The 21,000-nt window shown below is 64.5% G+C and carries 18 protein-coding genes; 10 read left to right on the top strand and 8 right to left on the bottom strand.

Features of this window, described 5'->3' with window-relative positions; translation table 11 throughout:
* Positions 1-384: 384 nt before the first annotated feature.
* The 4 genes from J5M67_RS21700 to J5M67_RS21685 form a co-directional block, all read right to left on the bottom strand.
* Positions 385-2,490 (bottom strand): VapE domain-containing protein, encoded by a 2,106-nt coding sequence (locus tag J5M67_RS21700; protein ID WP_243434808.1) that lies wholly within the window; start codon positions 2,488-2,490, stop codon positions 385-387.
* Positions 2,487-2,693 carry a hypothetical protein gene (locus J5M67_RS21695; RefSeq protein WP_207887387.1) on the bottom strand — a complete coding sequence of 69 codons (207 nt, stop codon included), beginning with the start codon at positions 2,691-2,693 and terminating at the stop codon, positions 2,487-2,489. Before J5M67_RS21695 ends, J5M67_RS21700 begins: the two co-directional genes overlap by 4 nt.
* Positions 2,694-2,815: 122 nt before the next feature.
* On the bottom strand, positions 2,816-3,010 hold the full coding sequence (locus J5M67_RS21690) for an AlpA family transcriptional regulator (RefSeq protein ID WP_207887386.1): 195 nt from the start codon (positions 3,008-3,010) through the stop codon (positions 2,816-2,818).
* 299 nt (positions 3,011-3,309) lie between these two features.
* On the bottom strand, positions 3,310-4,731 hold the full coding sequence (locus J5M67_RS21685) for an integrase (RefSeq protein ID WP_207887385.1): 1,422 nt from the start codon (positions 4,729-4,731) through the stop codon (positions 3,310-3,312).
* A 461-nt stretch (positions 4,732-5,192) separates the two neighbouring features.
* On the opposite strand from J5M67_RS21685, the gene J5M67_RS21680 reads away from it, so the two are divergent.
* The 8 genes from J5M67_RS21680 to J5M67_RS21645 all read left to right on the top strand — a co-directional run bounded on the left by J5M67_RS21680 (position 5,193) and on the right by J5M67_RS21645 (position 16,239).
* A complete protein-coding gene (locus J5M67_RS21680) occupies positions 5,193-6,044 on the top strand; it encodes a LysR family transcriptional regulator (protein ID WP_207887384.1) in 852 nt (283 codons plus the stop codon).
* Between the two features lie 711 nt (positions 6,045-6,755).
* Positions 6,756-7,811, top strand: coding sequence for a putative 2-aminoethylphosphonate ABC transporter ATP-binding protein (locus J5M67_RS21675; RefSeq protein ID WP_207887383.1), 1,056 nt, complete (start codon positions 6,756-6,758; stop codon positions 7,809-7,811).
* 1 nt (position 7,812) lies between these two features.
* Complete coding sequence (locus tag J5M67_RS21670; protein ID WP_207887382.1) at positions 7,813-9,516, top strand: putative 2-aminoethylphosphonate ABC transporter permease subunit; 1,704 nt, start codon at positions 7,813-7,815, stop codon at positions 9,514-9,516.
* 142 nt (positions 9,517-9,658) lie between these two features.
* Positions 9,659-10,684, top strand: coding sequence for a putative 2-aminoethylphosphonate ABC transporter substrate-binding protein (locus tag J5M67_RS21665; RefSeq protein ID WP_207887381.1), 1,026 nt, complete (start codon positions 9,659-9,661; stop codon positions 10,682-10,684).
* Between the two features lie 120 nt (positions 10,685-10,804).
* Positions 10,805-11,935, top strand: coding sequence for a TIGR03364 family FAD-dependent oxidoreductase (locus J5M67_RS21660; RefSeq protein ID WP_207887380.1), 1,131 nt, complete (start codon positions 10,805-10,807; stop codon positions 11,933-11,935).
* A 165-nt stretch (positions 11,936-12,100) separates the two neighbouring features.
* Complete coding sequence (locus J5M67_RS21655) at positions 12,101-13,123, top strand: transporter (RefSeq protein WP_207887379.1); 1,023 nt, start codon at positions 12,101-12,103, stop codon at positions 13,121-13,123.
* Positions 13,124-13,407: 284 nt separating this feature from the next.
* Positions 13,408-14,646 carry a glutamine synthetase family protein gene (locus J5M67_RS21650; protein ID WP_207887447.1) on the top strand — a complete coding sequence of 413 codons (1,239 nt, stop codon included), beginning with the start codon at positions 13,408-13,410 and terminating at the stop codon, positions 14,644-14,646.
* Positions 14,647-14,904: 258 nt separating this feature from the next.
* Positions 14,905-16,239: an MFS transporter gene (locus J5M67_RS21645; RefSeq protein ID WP_207887378.1), complete on the top strand. Its 1,335-nt coding sequence runs from the start codon at positions 14,905-14,907 to the stop codon at positions 16,237-16,239.
* Positions 16,240-16,289: 50 nt separating this feature from the next.
* Here the strand turns inward: J5M67_RS21645 and J5M67_RS21640 are convergent, their stop codons facing one another.
* The 4 genes from J5M67_RS21640 to flgA all read right to left on the bottom strand — a co-directional run bounded on the left by J5M67_RS21640 (position 16,290) and on the right by flgA (position 18,853).
* The gene (locus J5M67_RS21640; protein ID WP_207887377.1) at positions 16,290-17,039 is read right to left on the bottom strand and encodes a flagellar brake protein; all 750 of its coding nucleotides are present in this window, start codon (positions 17,037-17,039) and stop codon (positions 16,290-16,292) included.
* 99 nt (positions 17,040-17,138) lie between these two features.
* Positions 17,139-17,600 (bottom strand): flagella synthesis protein FlgN, encoded by a 462-nt coding sequence (locus J5M67_RS21635; protein WP_207887376.1) that lies wholly within the window; start codon positions 17,598-17,600, stop codon positions 17,139-17,141.
* A gap of 47 nt (positions 17,601-17,647) precedes the next feature.
* The gene (gene flgM / locus J5M67_RS21630; RefSeq protein ID WP_207887375.1) at positions 17,648-17,962 is read right to left on the bottom strand and encodes a flagellar biosynthesis anti-sigma factor FlgM; all 315 of its coding nucleotides are present in this window, start codon (positions 17,960-17,962) and stop codon (positions 17,648-17,650) included.
* Between the two features lie 132 nt (positions 17,963-18,094).
* Entirely contained in the window at positions 18,095-18,853 is a 759-nt protein-coding gene (flgA, locus tag J5M67_RS21625) for a flagellar basal body P-ring formation chaperone FlgA (protein ID WP_243434807.1), read from the bottom strand.
* Between the two features lie 66 nt (positions 18,854-18,919).
* On the opposite strand from flgA, the gene J5M67_RS21620 reads away from it, so the two are divergent.
* The gene (locus J5M67_RS21620) at positions 18,920-19,858 is read left to right on the top strand and encodes a chemotaxis protein CheV (RefSeq protein ID WP_207887373.1); all 939 of its coding nucleotides are present in this window, start codon (positions 18,920-18,922) and stop codon (positions 19,856-19,858) included.
* A 128-nt stretch (positions 19,859-19,986) separates the two neighbouring features.
* Positions 19,987-20,808, top strand: a complete 822-nt coding sequence (cheR, locus tag J5M67_RS21615) for a protein-glutamate O-methyltransferase CheR (protein ID WP_207887372.1) — start codon at positions 19,987-19,989, stop codon at positions 20,806-20,808.
* Positions 20,809-21,000: the final 192 nt, after the last annotated feature.

Here is a 21,000-nt window from a genome sequence, read left to right as displayed (position 1 = left end):
CGCATCCCACCACGCCTCTAGCCATAGTGCCACGCTGGCTAGAGACTGATGTGGTGGGATGTGGTGGGATATTTCTCTAAAGAGCGTGTGGGGTATCGAATTTCGCTTTTCAGAAACGCTTCCACATACCCCACACGTTTGTTTTTGAATTTATCCCACCATATCCCACCACTTTGCCTTTCAGGTGCTCTATCTCAAAGGTTTCAGGCGTGGTGGGATAGCTGGATTTATCCCACCACTATCCCACCACTCACGCCCTATCCCACCACGCGATAGCATGAAAAAGCCCCGCTTGGTGGCGGGGCTGTCGTGTTCGTGCTGGTGGCCAACAGTTCTGTTCGCAGCCTGCTGCGCCGGCAGTCGGTGCTGGCGCATGGTCTGAGATTAGAAGGGGCGGTCTGCATATCGATCGCTGCCCACTACAGCCAGGCGACGCGCCTCCATCGCGGCAGTTGGCATGTGGTAGACGGTCACGCCACGGCTGACCTTGCAGGTGAACAGCTTGCGGAGGATGGTGCCGGCCTTTCTGGTGTCGCCCACCTTGGCGTTCTGCACGCCAATTTCGTTCAGCACGTCGCTGGCGGATAGGTAGCGGCTGCGAATGGCGGCGGGATCGTAGAGGGACAAAATCATTTCCTCTACGCGGTCCTTACTGCGGAATGCTTCGTTGTGCTCGCCGATGGCGCGGTTCTCGTCCTGGTCCAGGTGCCAGGTTTCGCCAGCCTCGACGCGAGCCAGCGCCTCTGCCCATGCCTGCTGCACGTCGATGTTGTGCTGATAGTCCACACCGACCACCTGAATTGGCCAGAACCTGCGGTTGTTGGTGTCATCCATCAAGAACTGCACGCTGTTCACGCTGCCGAAAAATGCCGTGCGGCGCTGGTAGCGGTTGGCGGCGCGCGCATAGGCAGGACGCAGTTCGTCAGTGTCGCGGCTCAGGAAGGCTTTCAGGCTCTCGATGTCGGACTTGCTGAAGGTTGCGCCGATTTCGCCCAGCTCCACCAGCCATTTGCTGACCACCTGCAGCACGCTGTCCTTGTCGTCTGGATTCAGTGTGATGCCATCGGCCTGCAAGTCCTTCGGGCTCAGGGTGTTGAAGAATCGGGTTTTGCCGATGCCGCCCATGGGATCGACCAGGACTAGGACGTGTTCAAACTTGCGAGCCCTACCGCTCAAGATGGCAGCGGCGCCAAGGAACCACTTGCGGAACAGCGTCCAGCTGACTTCTGCCTTCGATTTGTCGGCCAGGGTTAGGCAGTCGAACAGGGCGCGGATGTTCTCGCCGCCGTTCCACGGCTGCGACTTCACCCAATCCAGCGCGGGGTTGTAGGCGTCCTGCGCGGCTATCCTGTCCAGGTGGCCAGCGGCAGCGGTGTAGGGATATTCGTTGATACGGCACAGGTCCTCGACGGTGGACAGCGACACGTTGCGCGCCAGGTCGCCAGCTGGCAGCTTGCCGTTCACGCTGATTTCCACGTCGCGCGACAGCTCGTTGTAACGGATGCGCACGCCATAGGCTCGCACCAGGCGCGCCAGGTTCTCGGCTGTGCCCTTCGCCTGGTGGAATGCCCACTCACCAGTTTCCTTGTCGCGCTTCCAGCTGATTTGGTCGGGGTGATAGATGGCTTCTGGAGCATCCAGCGGTCTGTCCAGCGGCTGCGCTTCGTTGTCGTTTGCCGGCGGCGGCAGGTTCTCGGCCATCGCCAGCAACTCGGCGGCATTGTGGCCAGCGTCTAACCAGTCGGACACGTCGCCTTTCTGCGGCAGGCCTGGCAACTCCAGGACGCGAACGGATGCGGCCACGCCAGCCAGCTTGCCAGCAACCATGGCAGCGTGACTGCGGCCGGCGTCGTCGTTGTCGGGCAGGATGACGACGTGACGGCCGGCGAAGTGAGGCGCCAAGGCGTTCGGCCACTTGTTGGCGCCCCCGGCGTTACAGGTGGCCACCAGGCCAGCTGCGGCCAGCGCGTCGGCGTCCTTCTCACCCTCGACAACGAACACCAGGGCGTCTGGCTGTTCCAGCATCTGCGGCAGACGGTAGGGCACCTGCTGCACACCCTTCACGGACCAGGACCAGCCGCTGCCGTTCGGCTTGCGCTGACGGAAGTCCTTCGGGTCCATGCGGCAGACCTGGAAAAGCAATTCTCCGGTCTCGCTCACGTAGTCGTAGGCGGCCACGATCTTGGCGCGTGGCTTGGTGGCGGACTTCGGTTCGTTATCGTTCGCGGGCTGGTGGATACCCTGGCGCTCCAGCCACTCGACGGCGGCACAGCCAGTCTTGCCCGTCTCGCGCTCGATCAGGTCCAGGACGCCACCACCATGGCCGCTTTCATGGTCATGCCAGACGCCTTGCTTTAGGTCCACGGACAGGCTGCCACGGCTGCCGAAGCGCAGATTATCGGGCGTGCTCTGGTCGGTGTTGGGCTTGCCCAGCAGCAGGCGCGCAACGGGCTCCATGTAGCTGGCGAACTGGCTGTTAGGAGTGCTCATGCGGCCACCGCCATACGCGCATGCATCGCGTCCACGACCATGCGCCAGGCATCCAGCGCGGTGAAAGCGAAGGGCAGTTCACGCGGCGCGCTGCCTGCCATTTGGCAGAGGTCCAGGGCATAGCTGGGATCGGTGCAGATCACGCGCTGGGCTGCTGCCAGGCGCTGGAGGTTCAGGGCGCCGACGCTTGCGTGTTGCGCCATTCGTGGGCAGATCACCAAGTCTGCATACTGCTGCAGGACGCGGCGAATCTTTCTAGAGCTGCATCGCGCGGACGCACCTCGGGTGTTCCCGGCTTCCTGCCGGGTTGAGTTCGCGGACATGGTTAGGCCCCGCTGGTCAGCGAGCGGCTATCCAGCCAAGCCTGCACCTCGGATGCGAGCCAGCCGACGCGGCGCGGGCCGATCTGACGGCCTTGTGGGAAAAGGCCGTCGCGGCACCAGCGCCAAAGCGTAACGCGGCTGACGCTTAGGGTATTGCAAACGGTTTCTGCGGAAAGGATGCGGTCTGTGTGCTGCATTTGTTGTCGGTCCCTTGCGAGGCCGAGGCGATGTGCGATGCTTGACCAATGAAGATCAGTGACGCAGCATTAACAGGCGTGTAAGAAGCGCTCTGATGTGCCTCGGCATTTCAGACTTGGGGCTGGCATATGCGCGCCAACGCGCCAGCCCCGCCTATTTCAAGAGCCCAGCCCTTAAAGCTGGGCTCTTACGTTTCATGATTCTACATATGAAAAATCTATTGTTAAGCTGTTTTTAATAAAGTATTTACATATGTAAACAGGTTTATTTGCTACCCGACGAACGGTCTCACCGGCCTTCATTCCTGCTCATTCTCTCGGCCGCCAACCTTGCGTCGCTTCGCCAGAACGATGACGTTCTTGCCGGTTTCCTGCTCGCCGGATACCAGGCCATCCAGATAAGTGCCCCACATCTGCAGTGCGGCAGTTTTCTCCGGCAAGTAAGAGTTGCGGTCGTAATGCTTGGCCTGTACGCCTGTTCTCCCGTGCGACAAAAGCCAGGCACGGACATCCGTTGAAACTCCATTGGCTGCCAGCAGCGTTTCACACGTTGCTCTGACGCGTTGCCAGTTGAAGGGGCTAGTCTTGCCGGCGGCCACCAATACTTTGCTGGCATCGCTGAAGATGCGTGACACGGTGTCTTTGTGGACTGCGAATGGACCTGGGCCGCTCTGATCGGCAAGCAGGGGCGCGATGATTTCACTGACGCGTCGCGTGATCGGCAGTAGATGCTCCCATGCCGCTGCTTTTCGGCCTTTGGCATCCAGCAGGCAAATGGTGTCGTCGTCGATGTCGTCCCAGCGAACGGCGAGCAACTGCTTGATGCGCTGTCCACCGAGATAGATCAGGGTCTTGGCGATGGCCTGCTTTTGTTCAGGCAGCGTATCCAGAAGACGCAGCAGTTCCCCTAGTTCGGCAGGTTCTAGTGATTCGGTATTGCCGCCCTTGGCGTCTTCGATGGTGGGAATCAGCGCAGCGGGATTGCTGGTTACGGCAAACCATTTGCTGGCGCTTTTTCCCTTCTTCCCAACCGCAAGGTGAGAGGCGGCGGCGTGATTGAAGGCTGTGCGCAGGTATCGGCGCAACTCGTCGGTGGTGCTGCGCATGTTCGTACTCGGGGCCTTGGCCTTGTGGCCTATCCCGCGAGGTTTCGGAGTCCGCTCCAGCACAGCTGACAGCAGTTCTGAAATCTCTTCAGGCTGAACTTCGTTCGCGTATTTCGCCGCAAGGGCAGGGCGGAACTCGCTGACGTTGACGCGGAACAATGAGCGCACCTTGCGAGCGCTTGCCTTGCCAGACTGCTCTAGGTGGTCGGCATAGGCGTCAAGCATTTCCCCGAAGGTCCCGCGCCTGGCTTCGTCTTCGGCTTTCCTTTTGAGTAGCTCGCGCTCTACCTCGGCGGCGGCTTCCCGCTCAGCTTTCAGTTCCAGGTACTTTCCCAGGCCGCCGGCAGCCCCGGCCTCGGTGGCCACTCGCAATGCTTCAGCGCGTAGCTCGTTCAGGGTTTGTTCGCTGGTGCCTGGCTGCGGCTTCTTGGCAAGGATGCCGAGTTGGAGACGTTTGTCAGTGGCAGCTGTTCGCTCGCGGTAGAAAGCGAGGATTGCTCCAGATGCTTTGCGTTCAAGTAGCAGCGTTCCCTTTCCCCGTGATCCTACCGGCTCGGATTGGCGGCTCTTGACTGCGTGAGCCTCCATCTCTGTGAGGCGAGTGCGTTTGGCCATGGCTGTTCCCCGTTTTCCCCGTTCGTTCCCCGTTTCTCAGGCAAAGTTATGCTATCCAGTGAAACGAAGGAAAACAATGTGGTCAGCTGTATGGCCCGTGGGCTATGGGTTTTTCGTGAATTTGCGTGATTCGTTGAAACAACATGAAACAGCGCTGCGTCCCTCTCCTAAGGGGAAGGTTGGAGGTTCGACCCCTCTCCGGGACACCAGCATGCCAAGGCCCGCACTCGCGGGCCTTTTGTTTTTGCAGGGCCGATGGAAAGGGCGGCCATCATCGGAAGGCGATGAGTGCGCCAATGCACCATCGTCGAGGTGCTGTCCCATGGCGACCATGTGGGCCCGCCGCAGTTCATAATGAGAGCGGCTCTGATCCCGGCCGGTATGCGGCCAGTCCTCGTCTCAGAGGGCTGGCAAAGCCTGGAAGCGTATCGATGATTTCTACCAACGAGCGAGTCTAGCGGATGCTGAGTGCGGAACTTAAAGCGTTCTATCGGGTGGCGAAGCTGGGCAGCATCACCCAGGCGGCGAAGAAGCTCGGCCTGAGCCAGCCCACCGTCACAACCCAGATCCGCAACCTGGAAAGCCAGTACGCGGTGGAGCTGTTCTACCGTGGCGGCCGCCGCCTGACCCTGAGCGACGAGGGCGCCCGTCTGTTGCCGATGGTCGAGACGTTGCTGCAGCAGGAAGCCGACATCGAGTTCTACCTGCGCAACTGCGGGCAGATGCAGGGCGCGTTGCGCATCGGCGCCACCTCTCCTTATTACGTGCTCGGTTTGATCAAGACCTTCCGCGAGCGTTATCCACAGATCGAGGTGTCGGTGGAGATCGGCAACTCCCAACAGGTGCTCGAAGCGCTGGTGGAGTGCCGGGTCGACCTGGCGGCGTCCTCGCAGCAGGTGGACGATGCGCGCCTGACCCGTGTGGTGCTCGGCAGCGATCCGCTGGTGCTGGCGGTGCACCGCAGCCATCCGCTGGCGATGCAACAGTCGGTGGCCCTGGGTGATCTGCGCAGTCACTGTCTGCTGATGCGCGAGGCCGGCTCCACCACCCGCCAGCTCACCGAGGCGATGCTGTTGGAAGCCGGTGTGACGCCGGCCTCGATGCTGGAGATCGGCAGCCGCGAGTCGATCCGCGAGGCGGTGATCCGCAACCTGGGGGTGAGCATCATTGCCCGTCAGGAGGTGCCGGATAATCCGCAGTTGTGTGTGCTGGAGATCATCGGGGCACGGCGGATCGACGAGTACCTGTATTGCCTGAAGGACCGGCGGCAGGCGCGGTTGCCGAGTGCGTTTCTGGGATTGGCGCAGACGTGATTCGGTGAGTCAGTGCCACGTGGGTGGCTTTTGTTGCATATCCGAAGGACATCGCGGACGGAGTCCGCTCCTACGCGGGCGCATAGCACTGGCGCGTTCCTGTAGGAGCGGATTCATCCGCGATGGATTTCGCGGACAAGGTCCGCTCCTACGAAGAGCACCCTCGGCTCTGGCTTTGGAGACTTCCAGAAAAATTGCCGCACACGCCGGAGCGCCCCTTCAGGAGGCCGAGTGGAATCGGAGTTTCAGGGGTTGAGCGGCATGGATGCCGCGAGAGCGTCGTTGGGCCAGGGATGGCCCGTCGACGCGTGCCCCTGAAACTTCGATGGAGCGAGGGAAGTCCCGCGAAGCGGGACCCGGATGATGGGGCAGAGACTTTTGCCTACTTTGCGTCGTTTGGCAAAGTAGGTCGCCCGAGGGGGCGAAACAAGAAGCATCCAAACACGCCGAAGCGGCGCAGAAAACCCAAACCTGAAATCTGCGCGGCTTTTGTAGGAGCGGACTCCGCCCGCGATTCGCCTCTCGCCTTGTTGCGAGACAAACTGCCCCATTCGTAATTTTTTTCGCCCCCATACCAAAATTTGCCTATGGATCTATCGGTGCACTTTTAGTCATCGCAACAGAGCCGTCGTAATCCCTCCCTAGCATGAACCTCGTCAAGTCACGTCGCCGCCCACGGCAACGTGAGCCACAGGAATACGAGGTACCGCCATGCACACGACCATCGCCGGCACGCCGCTCAGCGTACGCCACATCCGCAAGCGCTTCGGCCAGTTCGTCGCCCTCGACGGCGTGTCGCTGGACGTCAAGGCGGGCGAACTGGTCTGCCTGCTCGGCCCCTCCGGTTGCGGCAAGACCACGCTGCTGCGCTGCATCGCCGGCCTGGAGCGCCAGGACGAGGGCGCCCTGCACCTGGGCCCGCGAGATGTTTCCCTGCTGCCGCCGCAGGCGCGGGACTACGGCATCCTGTTCCAGTCCTACGCGCTGTTCCCCAACCTGACCGTCGAGCAGAACATCGCCTACGGCCTGGCCAACGTCAGCAAGGACGACGCCCGCCGCCGCGTCGCCGAGATGCTCGAACTGGTCGGCCTCTCCGGCAGCGAGAAGAAGTATCCCGGCCAGCTCTCCGGCGGTCAGCAGCAACGCGTGGCCATGGCCCGTGCGCTGGCACCGAGCCCGTCGCTGCTGCTGCTCGACGAGCCGATGTCCGCGCTGGACGCCCGCGTCCGCGAGCACCTCTGCGGTGAGCTGCGCCAACTGCAGAAGAGCCTGGGCATCACCACCGTGATGGTCACCCACAACCAGGACGAGGCGATGCTGATGGCCGACCGCATCGCGGTGATGAACCACGGGCGCATCGAGCAGTACGGCACCGCCCAGGAGATCTACAGCACCCCGGCGACGCCCTTCGTCGCCGAGTTCGTCGGTCAGGGCAACTGGCTGCCGTTCGAGCGCGGCAGCGATGGCCATGCCCGTGTCGGCAGCCTCAACCTGCGCCTGCAGGGGCAGGCCGCGAGCGCTTCGGGCCGGTTGTTCTGCCGCCCGGAAGCGATCAGCGTGAACCCGGTGGTGCACCAGGAAAACCTGTTCCGCGCGCAGATCCGAGAGATCACTTTCCTCGGCAACCGCTGCCGCATGAGCTTCGAGCTGGAACAACTGCCGGGCCACCCGCTGTTGGCCGAGCTGGCGCCGGAGGACATGCCGCGCCTGGGCTCCCCGGATGTCTGGGTCTCCCTTCCTCCGCGCAGCCTGCAGGTGTTCGCCTGAGATGGATGCCGTGGTGAATCACAATCCGGCGCTGTCCGCCGGCAAGCTCCGTAGCGATCTCGGTGATCGCCTGTTCGTGCGCGGTGGCAAATGCCTGCTGCTGGTGCTGCTCACTGTCGCCGTGCTGCTGCCGCTGCTGGCCATCTTCTGGCGCGGTTTCAGCAGCGCGGCGGGGCAGGGCGGTGGCGTCGCCGCCATGGCCGAGCTGCTGCGCAGCGACAACTTCCACTGGCTGCTGGGCAACAGCCTGAAGGTCTCGCTGAGCGTCGCCGCCATCGTGGTGCCGCTGGCCTATGCGTTCGCCTATGCCCTGCAGCGCACGCTGATTCCGGCCAAGGGCCTGTGGCGAGGGATTTCCCTGCTGCCGCTGCTGGCGCCGTCGATGCTGCCGGGTATCGCGCTGATCTACCTGTTCGGCAACCAGGGCCTGCTGCGCGGCTGGGTGCCGGACAATATCTATGGCTTCTGGGGCATCGTCCTCGGTGAAGCCATCTACACCTTTCCCCACGCGCTGATGATCCTGCTGTCCGCGCTGTCGTTGGCCGACGCGCGCCTGTTCGACGCCGCCTCCAGCATGGGCGCGAGTCCGTGGAAGGCCTTCCGCAGCATCACCTGGCCGGCCTCGCGGCAGGGTGTGTTCGCCGCCTTCTGCCTGGTGTTCACCCTGACCATCACCGACTTCGGCGTTCCGGTGGTGGTGGGCGGCGACTACCAGGTGCTGGCGCTGGAAGCCTACAAGGCGGTGGTCGGCCAGCAGCAGTTCGGCCGTGGTGCGCAGATCGGCATGATCCTGCTGCTGCCGGCCTTGCTCAGCTTTGCCGTGGACACCTGGCTGCGCCTGCGCCAGCGCGAGGCCATGAGCGGCCGCGCGCAGGTCTACCATCCCAAGCCATCACGCCGCCGCGATGCCGCCTTCCTCGCCATCGTGCTGCTGATCTGCGCGGTGCTGCTGGGCGTGCTGGGCATGGCCGTGTACTCCTCGCTGGTGAAGTTCTGGCCGTACAACCTGTCGCTGTCGCTGCATCACTACGACTTCGACACCACTGCCGGCGGCGGCTGGCTGGCCTACCGCAACAGCCTGACCATGGCCGCCTGCACCGCCATCATCGGCAGCGCGATGATCTTCACCGGCGCCTACCTGATGGAGAAGACCCGCGAGCAGCCATGGTTGAACCAGTTGCTGCGGATGCTCTGCTTCGTGCCCATGGCCGTCCCCGGCCTGGTGCTGGGCCTGGGCTACGTCTTCTTCTTCAACCTGCCGGGCAACCCGCTGCATGTGTTCTACGGCAGCATGGCCCTGCTGGTGGTGTGCACCATCGCCCACTACCTGACCACCGCGCAGATGACCGCCACCGCCGCGCTGCGCCAGCTCGACGGCGAGTTCGAGGCCGCCGCGCTGTCGCTGAAGATGCCGCTGTGGCGCCACTACCTGCGCGTTACCGTGCCGATCTGCCTGCCGGCGCTGCTGGACATCATCCGCTACCTGTTCGTCTCGGCGATGACCACGGTGTCGGCGGCGATCTTCCTCTACAACCCGGACACCATCCTCGCCGCCGTCGCCGTGCTGAACATGGACGACTCCGGCAACGTCGGCGGTGCCGCTGCCATGTCCACGCTGATCCTCTTCACTTCCGCCGCCGTGTCGCTGCTGCTGGCCGGCGCCTCGCGCGGCCTGCTGCGCCGCTCCCAGGCCTGGAGGAAGTGATGCCCGGTTTCCCGTTGCACCTCGCTGAACACCAACCGTACTGATCGTCATCCCCGCGAACGCGGGACGCAGCCTCATCGCGAACAGCGCTTGCGCTGGCCCGAAGGGGAATCAACCAACAGACACTGCCAAGGAGCTCCACATGTTCAAACGTCTTGCCCTCGCCGCCGCCGTGGTTGCCGGTTTCGCCGCACAGGTCCATGCCGCCGACACCGAGCTGACCGTCTACACCGCCCTGGAGCCGGAACAGCTGACCGCCTACAAGCAGGCCTTCGAAGCCGAGAACCCGGACATCAAGATCAAGTGGGTGCGTGACTCCACCGGTATCGTCACCGCCAAGCTGCTGGCCGAGAAGGATCGCCCGCAGGCCGACGCTGTTTGGGGCCTGGCTGCTTCCAGCCTGGCCATCCTCGATGCGCAGGGCATGCTGGAGAAGTACGCGCCCAAGCACCTGGACGCCATCGGCAAGAACTACCGCGACCCCGCCAACCCGCCGGCGTGGGTGGGCATGGACGTCTGGGCAGCGACCATCTGCTTCAACACCGTCGAGGCGCAGAAGCTGGGCCTGGAGAAGCCGGTGAGCTGGCAGGGCCTGACCAAGCCCGAGTACAAGGGCAAGATCGTCATGCCCAACCCGGCGTCCTCCGGCACCGGCTTCCTCGACGTCTCCGCCTGGCTGCAGACCTTCGGCGAGAAGCAGGGCTGGGCCTACATGGACGCCCTGCACGAGAACATCGGCCAGTACGTCCACTCCGGCTCCAAGCCGTGCAAGCTGGCCGCTGCCGGCGAGTTCCCGATCGGCATCTCCTTCGAGTACCCGGCCGTGCAGCTCAAGCGCCAGGGCGCGCCGCTGGACATCGTCCTGCCCAAGGAAGGCCTGGGCTGGGAGATCGAAGCCACCGGCATCGTCAAGGGCACCCAGCATGAAGACGCGGCGAAGAAGCTCGCCGACTTCTCCGCCAGCCCGAAAGCCATGGAGCTGTACAAGGAAAACTTCGCCGTGCTGGCCCAGCCGGGCATCGCCAAGCCGCAGACCGAACTGCCGGCCGACTACGAGCAGCGCCTGATCAAGAACGACTTCGCCTGGGCCTCGAAGAACCGCGACGAGATCCTCGCCGAGTGGCGCAAGCGCTACGACGGCAAGTCGGAGAAGGTTGCGCAGAAGTAAGCGCATGAGCCCTCTTTCCAGCGGGAAGAGGGCGCTGCTCCGGGCAACATCGTTGAACCCTCGCGCCTGCTGCAATCTGCGCGGCCGGTGCGAAGGGCACCTCGCAAGAAGGATTTCCCCATGACCCAGACCCACTGCGACGTCGCCATCGTCGGCGCCGGTATCCTCGGCCTTTCCCACGCCTACGCCGCCGCCCGCCGCGGCCTGTCCGTGCGCGTCTTCGAGCGGACCGCCACGCCTCTGGGCGCCTCGGTGCGCAACTTCGGCCAGGCCCTGGTCACTGGTCAGCCGCCGGGCGTGATGTCGGACCTGGCGCGGGCCAGCCGCTCGATCTGGGCGCACTGGGCCGAGCAGGCCGGGTTCTCCCTGCGCCGCCACGGCTCGCTGCTGTTCGCCCGCACCGAAGCCGAGGAGCACCTGCTGGAGGTCTTCTGCGCCGGCCGCGCCAAGGAGCTGGACTACCGCGTGGGCCTGCTGCGCGGCAGCGAACTGAATGACCTCTACCAAGGCCACTTCCGCCACCACCGCGCCGCGCTACTGGGGTTCGACGACCAGCAGCTGTATTCCCGCGAGGCGTTGCCGGCCCTGATCGACTACCTGCGCCGCGAGTACGGCGTAGCGTTCCATTTCTCCACCCTGGTGCGGGACGTCGACGCCGGCGTGCTGCATACCACGGCGGGCAGCTTTACCGCAGGGCAGGTGATCGTCTGCTCCGGTCACGACTATCAAACCCTGCTGGCCGAGACCATTGCTCCGCTGGAGCCGCAGGTGTGCCGCTTGCAGATGCTGCGCGCGCGTCCGCAGGTCGACTTCGGACTGGGGCACGCGGTGCTGACCGGGCTGAGCTGCGTGCACTACGGTGCCTTCGCCGACCTGCCGGAAGCCGAGGCGATCCGCGCGCAGATCCGCCGCGAGACGCCGGAGCTGGAGGCGCACGGCATCCACCTGCTGATCAGCCCGACGCCCCATGGCGAGCTGATCATCGGCGACTCGCACCACTACGGCAGCGACGCCACACCGTTCAACGCGGAGGCTGTGGATAAGCTGATGCTGGCGTTGGCCGAGGACACCCTGGGCATGCGCGTGGAAGTGGTCGAGCGCTGGCAGGGCGTTTATGGCGCGCGCGGGCCGGGACCGTTCTCGGTGCTGCACGCGGTGGATGGCGTCACGGCTGTATTGATGCATACCGGCGTGGGCATGAGCGTCGGCCCGGAGCTGGGCGAACGTACCGTCGCCGCGCTGTTCGGCTGACACGGGTCTGTCATCTGACTTTCACCGGGTTCTGATACTACCGGCTGACGCGGATTCGCTTTTTGTAGGAGCGAGCTTGCTCGCGAACTTGCACGGCACGGAGCTATGCGGTTCGCGAGCAAGCTCGCTCCTACACGCACCTTCCACCTGCGTGCACGGAGTCCCATGAACCACAGCATCGTCCAGAGCCACCAGGATTCCGACCTGTTCGGCCTGCTTTATGGCTTCAGCTTCCGTCCCGACCAGCCCGGCCTGGAGATCGACTCGCCCACCGCCTTGCAGCGCCTGCGGGAACCGCGCGCGGAAGATGAGTTCCTCTGGCTGCACCTGAACCTGGCGCACGCGGCCTGCGAGCGCTGGATGAAGTCGCACCTGGCGCTGCCCGACTACTTCTTCGAGACCCTGCGCGAAGGCTCGCGCTCCACCCGTATCGAGCACGTCGACGGTGCGCTGCTGGCGGTAGTCAACGACGTGGTGTTCGACTTCGGCAGCCGCATGTCCTCGGACGTCTCTACCCTGTGGGTCTGTGCCCGTGGCCGCCTGCTGGTCACCGCTCGCGCCCAGCCGCTGCGCTCGGTCGACACCCTGCGCTCCTCGGTCAAGCACGGCGAGCGCTTCCGCTCGCCGCTGGAGTTGCTGGTACACCTGCTGCGCGACCAGGGCGACATCCTCACTCGCATCCTGCGCGAGACCAGCATCAGCGTGGATCGCATCGAGGATCAGCTGCTGTCAGCGCGGCTTTCCGATAATCGTGCCGACCTGGGCGCGATGCGCCGCGTGCTGGTGCGCCTGCAACGCCTGCTGGCGCTGGAGCCGGGCTCGCTGATGCGCCTGCTCAACCGCCCGCCGGTGTGGCTGAAGGAGGGTGACGTGCGTGTGCTGCGCGAGGCCACCGAGGAATTCTCCCTGGTGATCAACGACCTCACCGCCCTGGGCGAGCGCATCAAGCTGCTGCAGGAAGAGATCGCCGCGAAGATCAACGAGCAGAGCAACCGCACCCTGTTCACCCTCACCGTGGTCACGGTGCTGGCGCTGCCGATCAACATCATTGCCGGCTTCTTCGGCATGAACGTTGGCGGCATTCCCTTTTCCAGTGACCCGGAAGGTTTCTGGATTCTCGTCGTGCTGGTGGCCAGCTTTACCGGGCTGGCCGGGCGCTGGGCGTTTCGCAAGCGGGATGATTATTGAGTTGGCCCTGTAGGAGCGGGCCATGCCCGCGATTCGCGCGCATGGCGCGCTCCTACAGGGGAATTCCGTATTTCCCGCTGGGTCTGCTTGAAATATCGAACGAGCGGTGCGTATTTTGTACGGGGTCGCGCGCATCGCGCGGCGTCCTGTAACAGGGACAAGAAGAACAAGGATAAGAAGTCATGAGTAGCGATCCAGCAATCCCGCTCGCCGAACGCTTGGCTGGAGTGGAAGAGATCGAGTGCGTCACCCCCGACCTCAACGGGGTGCCGCGTGGCAAGGTGATGACCGGGGAAGGCTTCCTCACCGGCCGCCGCCTGCAGCTGGCGCGCGGCGTCCTGTTGCAGTGCATCATGGGTGGTTACCCGCCCGCGCGGTTCTATGGCAGCGACGACGGCGACCTCGCCCTGGTCGCCGAACCGACCCAGATTCATCGACTGCCCTGGAGCGACGAACCCCGCGCCTTCGCCATCTGCGACGCGGTCGAGCTCGATGGCCAACCCTCCGGCTTGTCTACCCGTGGCTTGCTCAAGCGTGTGCTGGCGCGTTACGCCGAGCGCGGCTGGAGCCCGGTGGTGGCCACCGAGCTGGAATTCTTCGTCTTCGCGCCCAATCCTGACGCCAACGAGCCTTTCCAGGCGCCGCTCGGTCCGGACGGTCGCCGCGAGATCGGCCACTCGGCCTTCAGCGTGTCCTCCAACAACGGACTGCGTCCGTTCTTCCAGGATGTCTACCGCTGCATGGCGGCAGTGGGGCTGGAGCGCGACACCTTCATGCACGAGATGGGCACCAGCCAGTTCGAGATCAACTTCCTGCATGGCGACCCGGTGCTGCTGGCCGACCAGACCTTCCTGTTCAAGCACCTGCTCAAGGAAGTCGCGCTCAAGCACGGGCTGAGCGTGGTGTGCATGGCCAAGCCGCTGGCGAAGACGCCGGGCAGTTCGATGCACATCCACCAGAGCATCGTCGACGGCGAGGGCCGCAACATCTTCACCGACGCCAACGGCGAGGCCACGCCGGCCTTCCGTCACTTCATCGGCGGCCAGCAGGCGTGCCTGGCGGACTTCACCCTGCTGTTCGCGCCGAACGTGAACTCCTTCCAGCGCCTGTGCCACCCCTACGCTTCGCCGAACAACGCCTGCTGGTCCCATGACAACCGCGCCGCCGGCCTGCGCATTCCGGCCAGTGCGCCGGTGGCTCGTCGGGTGGAGAATCGCCTGCCGGGCGCCGACGCCAACCCCTACCTGGCGATTGCCGCCAGCCTCGCCGCCGGCCTGCATGGCATCGAGCATGCGCTGGAGCCGACCGAGGCGATCCAGGGCGAGTTCGAGGTGCCCGAAGCCCTGCTGCTGCCATGCACGATGTATGACGCGCTGCAACGCCTCAAGCGCAGCCAGCTGGCGCGCGAGGTGTTCGGCAACGAGTTCATCGATGGCTACACGGCGACCAAGTCGATGGAGCTGACCAGTTTCTTCGACGAAATCACCCCGTGGGAGCGCCGCGTGCTGGCCGCCCAGGCCTGACGCGCGGGCACGCCGACAGAGCTGCGCGCCGGTATGGGCGCAGCTGCGATCGGCAGCCATTTCCAGCGTTCTCCAACCCATCCTCGTTCATCCCGTCGTCATCCTTCAGGATGCCCGGCAGCGCACTCCGCGACCCGCTCTGTTCCAGGCCCGGCAGCCCTCTCGACGCGCCGTCTGGCAAGCTCTAAGGTGTCACCGCAAGTCCCGCTTTCCGTCGCCCGGGGACCGTCCCGGGGTTGTTCTGGGCCAGGAGGTCCGATGCTCCGGATCGTCACCGCTTTTCGCGCTCTGTACTTCGCCGCTGTCATGCTCCTGACCGGTTCCGGTCTGCTCAGTACCTACCTCGCTCTGCGCCTGGGCGCGGAGAAGGTCGATGGACTGTGGATCGGCGCCATGATGGCGGCCTACTACCTCGGTCTCGTGCTGGGCGGCAAGATCGGCCACCGGCTGATCGCCCGCGTCGGCCACATCCGCGCCTATGTCGCCTGCGGCGGCCTGGTGACGGCGGCGGTGCTGGGGATCGGCCTGTTGCCCTGGCTGGGCTTCTGGCTGGTGCTGCGAACGGCCATCGGCCTGGGCATGATGTGCCAGTACATGGTCATCGAGAGCTGGCTCAACGAGCAGGCCGAGGCGCGCCAGCGCGGCCTGGTATTCGCCGGCTACATGGTGTCGTCCTACCTCGGCCTGGTGCTTGGCCAACTGGTGCTGGTCGTGCATCCGGGGCTGGGGCCGGAGCTGCCGATGATGATCGCGCTGTGCTTCGCCCTGTCGCTGATTCCGGTGGCGATCACCCATAAGGTCCACCCCGCGCCGCTGCGTCCGGCGCCGCTGGAGCCGCGCTTCTTCCTCAAGCGGGTGCCGCAGTCGCTGACCACGGTGCTGGTGTCGGGCCTGGTGATCGGCGCCTTCTACGGCCTGGCGCCGCTCTACGCCTCGCAGCAAGGGCTCACCACCGAGCAGATCGGTCTGTTCATGGGCGGCTGCATCTTCGCCGGCCTGCTGGTGCAATGGCCGCTGGGCTGGCTCTCGGACCGCTACGACCGCGCCGTGCTGATCCGCAACGCGGCGATCCTGCTGCTGCTCTTCGCACTGCCGCTGGCGCTGCTGCCGATGCTGCCGTTGCCGGATATGTCGCTGCCGCTGGTATTGCTGTTGCCGGCGGGTTTCCTGGTCTGCCTGGTGCAGTTCACCCTCTATCCGTTGGCGGTGGCGTTTTCCAACGACCACGTCGAAGGCGACCGCCGCGTGTCGCTGACGGCGATGCTGCTGGTGACCTTCGGCGTTGGCGCCTGCATCGGGCCGCTGGCGGCCGGCGCGCTGATGAAGTTGTTCGGTCCGAACATGCTCTACGCCTTCGTCTGCGCCTGCTCGCTGATCCTGATCTGGCGCGTGCAGCCGGAGAAGGTCAGCGGCATGCACCGGGTCGACGAGGCGCCGGTCAAGCACGTGGCCACGCCGGACAGCATGGTCTCGTCGCCGCTCTCGGCGGCGCTCGACCCGCGGGTCGATGACCGGGCGGTGGCCGAACAGATGAAAGGCACCGACAGCAAGGTGTCGGCGCCGGAAGCGGAAGAGGAAAGCCGGCCCGCATAAGGGCCGTGGGTGAGGGCGGCAAAGCGTTGCCGCCCGACTCTCGTGGCGGGCTAGAACAGCTCGTCTTTTTCGAAGCGCCGGGCTTCGCGCTGCAGCTGGTAGACGAAACGCTCGATGTTGCGCTGGACCAGGCCGCTGACCTGCTGGAAGCGCAGGCCGGCGAAGCTTACGCCGACCTTTTCCTCGAAGTGCACGTGGCGCAGCTCCACCTCCAGGGTGATGGCGCCGATGGGCAGGCGGGCGGTGAAGCGCTCGTAGACCTGGCCCGGTTGCAGGCGGCTGCTGACGTCGCCTTCCAGGCGCACCTTGCAGCCCGTGGCGGAAATGTCGATCAGGCTGCCCTTGAGCGGGACCTTGAGCTTGTCGCCGGCGATTTCCACCGTTACCGGCTGGCTCTGGCTGACGCTGGCGCGGAAGGCGTTGCGGCGCTGGTGATAGAGCACCTCGGCCGGTACTGGCAGCCAGTAGCAACGGGCGCCGTCGATCTCGGCGAAATAGGCGTTCTGGGTGGATTCCCAGGCGATGCGCACGCCGTCATGGAAGGCTTCGATGCGGAACGGCTCGCCATTCTGCAGGAAGCGTTCGCCGTCGTTGGGGATCAGTTCGTCCAGGGCGATCAGGTTGCGTTCGCGGTTGACCTCGACAACGAAGCTCTGGAAACGCTGGGTACGGCCTTCGAAGGTGAGCAGCAGGGGATCGTGGCTGTCCATGAGCGTGCGCAGGCAGGCATGGATCTCCACCGGGGCCTTGAGCATCTTCGGTGGTTGAGGGCCGTTCTCCTCGACAAACAGGTTGGCCACGGTCCGCAAGTCTCCATCTAGATTATGTTTGTTATGGCGTTGGCACGGGGCGATGCCGATGCTGGCATTGTGCCCAAAGGCGGGCCGTCAGGCCAGTGCTCAGGCCTGGCTGAGCGGACGCTGCCGGCTGCTCTGGGTCGAGCTGCCGCGGCGGTCGTAGAGATTGGGAGTGTCCTGCCCGCGCAGGATGTCGAGCAGGCGGCCGGTGCTGGCCTGGCCGGCGCGGATGATCCGGCCGTTGCGCTGGTTGGCGTCCTGGCACTGGTCGAGCAGGGCGCCCAGCTCATCGCCACGCGCCAGCAACTCGCTGTTGCCGCTGCGCTGGGCGAATTGCTCGAGTCCCTGGCGATCAACGCTGACACCGGCCTGTTGCAGGGCGGTGGCGCGTTCGCGGCCGTTGCGCTCGAGCTGCTGCATCAAGGGTACCTTGCGTTCCAGCAGCTGTTGCAGCTGCGCCAGATCGCGCGCTTGCAGCGCCTGGTATTCGTCGTCGATCAGCTGCAGCAGCTGACGGGCTGCGTCGATGTCACCGGTGATCAGGAAAAGCAGGGCATCGGACATCTTGGGCTCGGCACTTTTGCGGGCTGGTCCCCGGCGCGACGCGTAGGTCAGCGCTGGGATTCGAAATCGAGCAGCTTGCTGGCGACTTTCTGACTGTCGACCTGGTAGCTGCCATCGGCGATCGCCTGCTTGAGGCGGGCCACTTTTTCCTTGTCGACCACGGGCTGATCCTTCAGCTGATCGCTGACTTTCTGCAACTGCTGGGCGGTATCGCTGAGTTGCACCGATTCGCCGCTCCGGGTCGGGGCGCTGGTGGTGGCAGACTCGGCCGGGGCTTCGCTGCGACCGTTCTGCGCAGCTCCGCTACGGCCAGTGGTCGCTGGCGTAGAGGCTGGATTCAGCCGGTTGAAGTCGATAACCATGTTGAAAACCTCTGGAGGTATTTGGACGCTTGCCAAGCTTTTCGGCCGGCTGGCGGAAAACTTTAGGCCGATTTTTTGCGCACCCGAGCACAGTTTAGTGAAGGCTGCGCCCATCATGCCAGACTCGGCTTACTACAGGCTGACTTCGACGGTTCCGGGCTCCACCACGCGCGCCTTGACGATACGCTGCGAGCGCAGGTTGCGCACGCGGATCTGCTGTCCGGGGACGCCGTCGGAGAGCGCCTCGCCAGGCATCACCACGTTGACGGCGCTGGTGCGCGCGCGGATCACCACCTGGTCGCCCTTGCGGATCGCTTCGGCCTGTTCGAGGAAGACCGGCGCGAGCACCTGATCGTTCACCGTGGCGCGCTTGAGCTTGAGGCCGATCACCTGTTGCGGGTCGGTCAGGTAGCCCTGTTTCAGTGGGCCGACGTCGCGTTCCACCACCGAGATGTCGGCGGCGTCGATGACATGGTCGCGCTTGAGTGGCAGGGTGGTGACGACCACCTGGCGGAACAGCTTCACCGTGGCCGGTACGAACACCGTCCAGGGCGAACTGCCGTCGCAGCGCACCCGCACGGTGACGCGCCCGACCGGCTGCGCCGGGCTTTCCAGGGCCTGCGTCAAGCCCTTGTCGCACTGCACCAGGCGCAGGCGGGGATCGATGCGCGCCACTTCGATTTCGTAGCGTGCTTCAATTCCGCTGGTCTGCAGATAATCTTCGACTTTGAACTCAAGAAAGCCCTGGGTGGAGCCGATAAGGATTTCAGGCGCGGTAAAGCCCTCGGCTCTCGTGGGGCCGGCGGCGAGCGCAGCGCACACCCCGAGCACGGCGGCCATCAGGTCGCGCGCGCTTCGGAGCTGTCGGAAAAATGTCGTTGCCTGTTTCATGCAACGGGTTAAGCAATGGTCGTGCCGCCTGACGGGTCAGGTGGCGTTGCGTGCAGGGGAGGCTCAATGGCCGGAGTCATGGATTCAGTCAACCAGCGTACGCAGCTGGTCGGCCAGAATCGTCTCGAGCTGCTGCTGTTCCGGCTGAACGGCAGCCAGTTGTACGGGATCAACGTGTTCAAGGTGAAAGAGGTACTGCAGTGCCCGCGCCTGACCGTGATGCCCAAATCCAGCCAGGTGGTGCGCGGGGTGGCGAACATCCGTGGCGGCACCATCCCGATCCTCGATCTGGCGCTGGCCACGGGGCGTCATGCCCTGCGGGACATCGGCAACAGCTTCGTGATCATTACCGAGTACAACACCAAGGTGCAGGGCTTCCTGGTGCATTCGGTGGAGCGCATCGTCAACATGAACTGGGAGTCGATCCATCCGCCACCCAAGGGTACCGGCCGCGACCACTATCTGACGGCGGTCACGCGGGTCGACAACCAACTGGTGGAAATCATCGACGTGGAGAAGATCCTCGCCGAGGTGGCGCCGACTTCGGAAGACATCTCAGAAGGCGTGCTGGATGCCGACACCCAGGCCCGCGCGGTGAGCAAGCGCGTGCTGGTGGTGGACGATTCCTCGGTGGCGCGCAAGCAACTGGTGCGTTGCCTGGAAACCGTCGGCGTGGAAGTGCTGGCGCTCAACGATGGCCGCCAGGCGCTGGACTACCTGCGGCAGATGGTGGAGGCGGGCGGGCATCCGGGCAGCGATCTGCTGATGGTCATCTCGGATATCGAGATGCCGGAAATGGACGGCTACACGCTCACGGCAGAAATCCGTCACGACCCGCGCATGCAGGACCTGCACATTCTCCTGCATACTTCGCTGTCCGGGGTGTTCAACCAGGCCATGGTGAAGAAGGTCGGCGCCGACGACTTCCTCGCCAAGTTCCGTCCCGATGACCTGGCCGCCCGCGTGGCGGAGCGGATCAAGGCAGTGGACGGCACGGCGGTCTGACGCCGCGGGAAAAACGGGCGGCGCCGGTGCCGCCCCGGACCCTGGTCTTCGACTATGGTTTTTGGAACACCGGTCAGACGGTTGCCGCCACGGAGGCGGCAACCGTCCACGAGTAAAGAGGTCTATCTGTGACATCCACCAATGCTGAATTCGAGCTGTTCCGGGATTTCCTGGAGAAGACCTGCGGCATCCTCCTGGGCGCCAACAAGCAGTATCTGGTCTCCAGCCGCTTGAACAAGTTGATGGAGCAGCAGGGCATCAAGTCCCTCGGCGAGCTGGTGCAGAAAGTCCAGATGCGCAGCCAGCTGCGGGAGCAGGTGGTGGATGCGATGACCACCAACGAGACCTTGTGGTTTCGCGATACCTATCCCTTCGAGGTGCTGAAGAACCGCGTGCTGCCGGAGATGATCAAGGCGTCGCCGGGGCAGCGCCTGCGCATCTGGTCGGCGGCCTGCTCCTCGGGGCAGGAGCCTTACTCGCTGTCGATGTCCATCGACGAGTTCGAGCGCACCAACCTCGGCCAGCTCAAGGCGGGCGTGCAGATCGTCGCCACCGACCTCTCCGGCTCCATGCTCACCGCGTGCAAGGCGGGCGAGTACGACAGCCTGGCCATTGGCCGGGGGCTGTCCCAGGAGCGCCTGGCCCGCTACTTCGTCCAGAAGACGCCGGGGCGCTGGACGGTCAAGCCGGCGGTGAAGAGCCGCGTGGAGTTCCGCGCGCTGAACCTGCTGGACAGCTACGCCACCCTGGGCAAGTTCGACATGGTGTTCTGCCGCAACGTGCTCATCTATTTCTCCGCCGAGGTGAAGCGCGACATCCTGCTGCGCATCCATGCCACGCTGAAGCCGGGTGGGTACCTGTTCCTCGGCGCCTCCGAGGCGCTCAATGCGTTGCCGGAGCATTACCAGATGGTTCAGTGCAGTCCGGGGATCATCTACAAGGCCAAGTGATTGGCTTGGGTCTGCCGGCGCGAGGCGGGCAATGAGCTTGCGTAGGAGCGGACTCTGTCCGCGATGCTCTCGCCTTTCGTAGGGCGGATAACGCCTAAGGCGTTATCCGCCGTTGTGGGGTATGGGTGTTCCAGCGCCGCTTCGGCGTGTGCTGAGAGATTTCGTTTCGCCCCCTCGGGCGAGTCCCTTTTG

The sequence above is a fragment of the Pseudomonas sp. 30_B genome (assembly GCF_017491605.1).
Classification (GTDB): Bacteria; Pseudomonadota; Gammaproteobacteria; order Pseudomonadales; family Pseudomonadaceae; genus Pseudomonas.
Note: the sequence above shows the minus strand (reverse complement) of the source record. Positions and strands in the feature narration are given on the sequence as shown.

Excerpts from the sequence above, each read along its gene's own strand:
- flgA (WP_243434807.1), bottom strand. The coding sequence starts at position 18,853 with ATGAAACAGGCAACGACATTTTTCCGACAGCTCCGAAGCGCGCGCGAC.
- J5M67_RS21670 (WP_207887382.1), top strand. The coding sequence starts at position 7,813 with ATGGATGCCGTGGTGAATCACAATCCGGCGCTGTCCGCCGGCAAGCTC.
- J5M67_RS21635 (WP_207887376.1), bottom strand. The coding sequence starts at position 17,600 with ATGTCCGATGCCCTGCTTTTCCTGATCACCGGTGACATCGACGCAGCC.
- J5M67_RS21660 (WP_207887380.1), top strand. The coding sequence starts at position 10,805 with ATGACCCAGACCCACTGCGACGTCGCCATCGTCGGCGCCGGTATCCTC.
- flgM (WP_207887375.1), bottom strand. The coding sequence starts at position 17,962 with ATGGTTATCGACTTCAACCGGCTGAATCCAGCCTCTACGCCAGCGACC.
- J5M67_RS21620 (WP_207887373.1), top strand. The coding sequence starts at position 18,920 with ATGGCCGGAGTCATGGATTCAGTCAACCAGCGTACGCAGCTGGTCGGC.
- J5M67_RS21675 (WP_207887383.1), top strand. The coding sequence starts at position 6,756 with ATGCACACGACCATCGCCGGCACGCCGCTCAGCGTACGCCACATCCGC.
- J5M67_RS21685 (WP_207887385.1), bottom strand. The coding sequence starts at position 4,731 with ATGGCCAAACGCACTCGCCTCACAGAGATGGAGGCTCACGCAGTCAAG.
- J5M67_RS21645 (WP_207887378.1), top strand. The coding sequence starts at position 14,905 with ATGCTCCGGATCGTCACCGCTTTTCGCGCTCTGTACTTCGCCGCTGTC.
- J5M67_RS21690 (WP_207887386.1), bottom strand. The coding sequence starts at position 3,010 with ATGCAGCACACAGACCGCATCCTTTCCGCAGAAACCGTTTGCAATACC.
- J5M67_RS21650 (WP_207887447.1), top strand. The coding sequence starts at position 13,408 with ATGACCGGGGAAGGCTTCCTCACCGGCCGCCGCCTGCAGCTGGCGCGC.
- J5M67_RS21655 (WP_207887379.1), top strand. The coding sequence starts at position 12,101 with ATGAACCACAGCATCGTCCAGAGCCACCAGGATTCCGACCTGTTCGGC.
- J5M67_RS21665 (WP_207887381.1), top strand. The coding sequence starts at position 9,659 with ATGTTCAAACGTCTTGCCCTCGCCGCCGCCGTGGTTGCCGGTTTCGCC.
- J5M67_RS21700 (WP_243434808.1), bottom strand. The coding sequence starts at position 2,490 with ATGAGCACTCCTAACAGCCAGTTCGCCAGCTACATGGAGCCCGTTGCG.
- J5M67_RS21695 (WP_207887387.1), bottom strand. The coding sequence starts at position 2,693 with ATGGCGCAACACGCAAGCGTCGGCGCCCTGAACCTCCAGCGCCTGGCA.
- J5M67_RS21680 (WP_207887384.1), top strand. The coding sequence starts at position 5,193 with ATGCTGAGTGCGGAACTTAAAGCGTTCTATCGGGTGGCGAAGCTGGGC.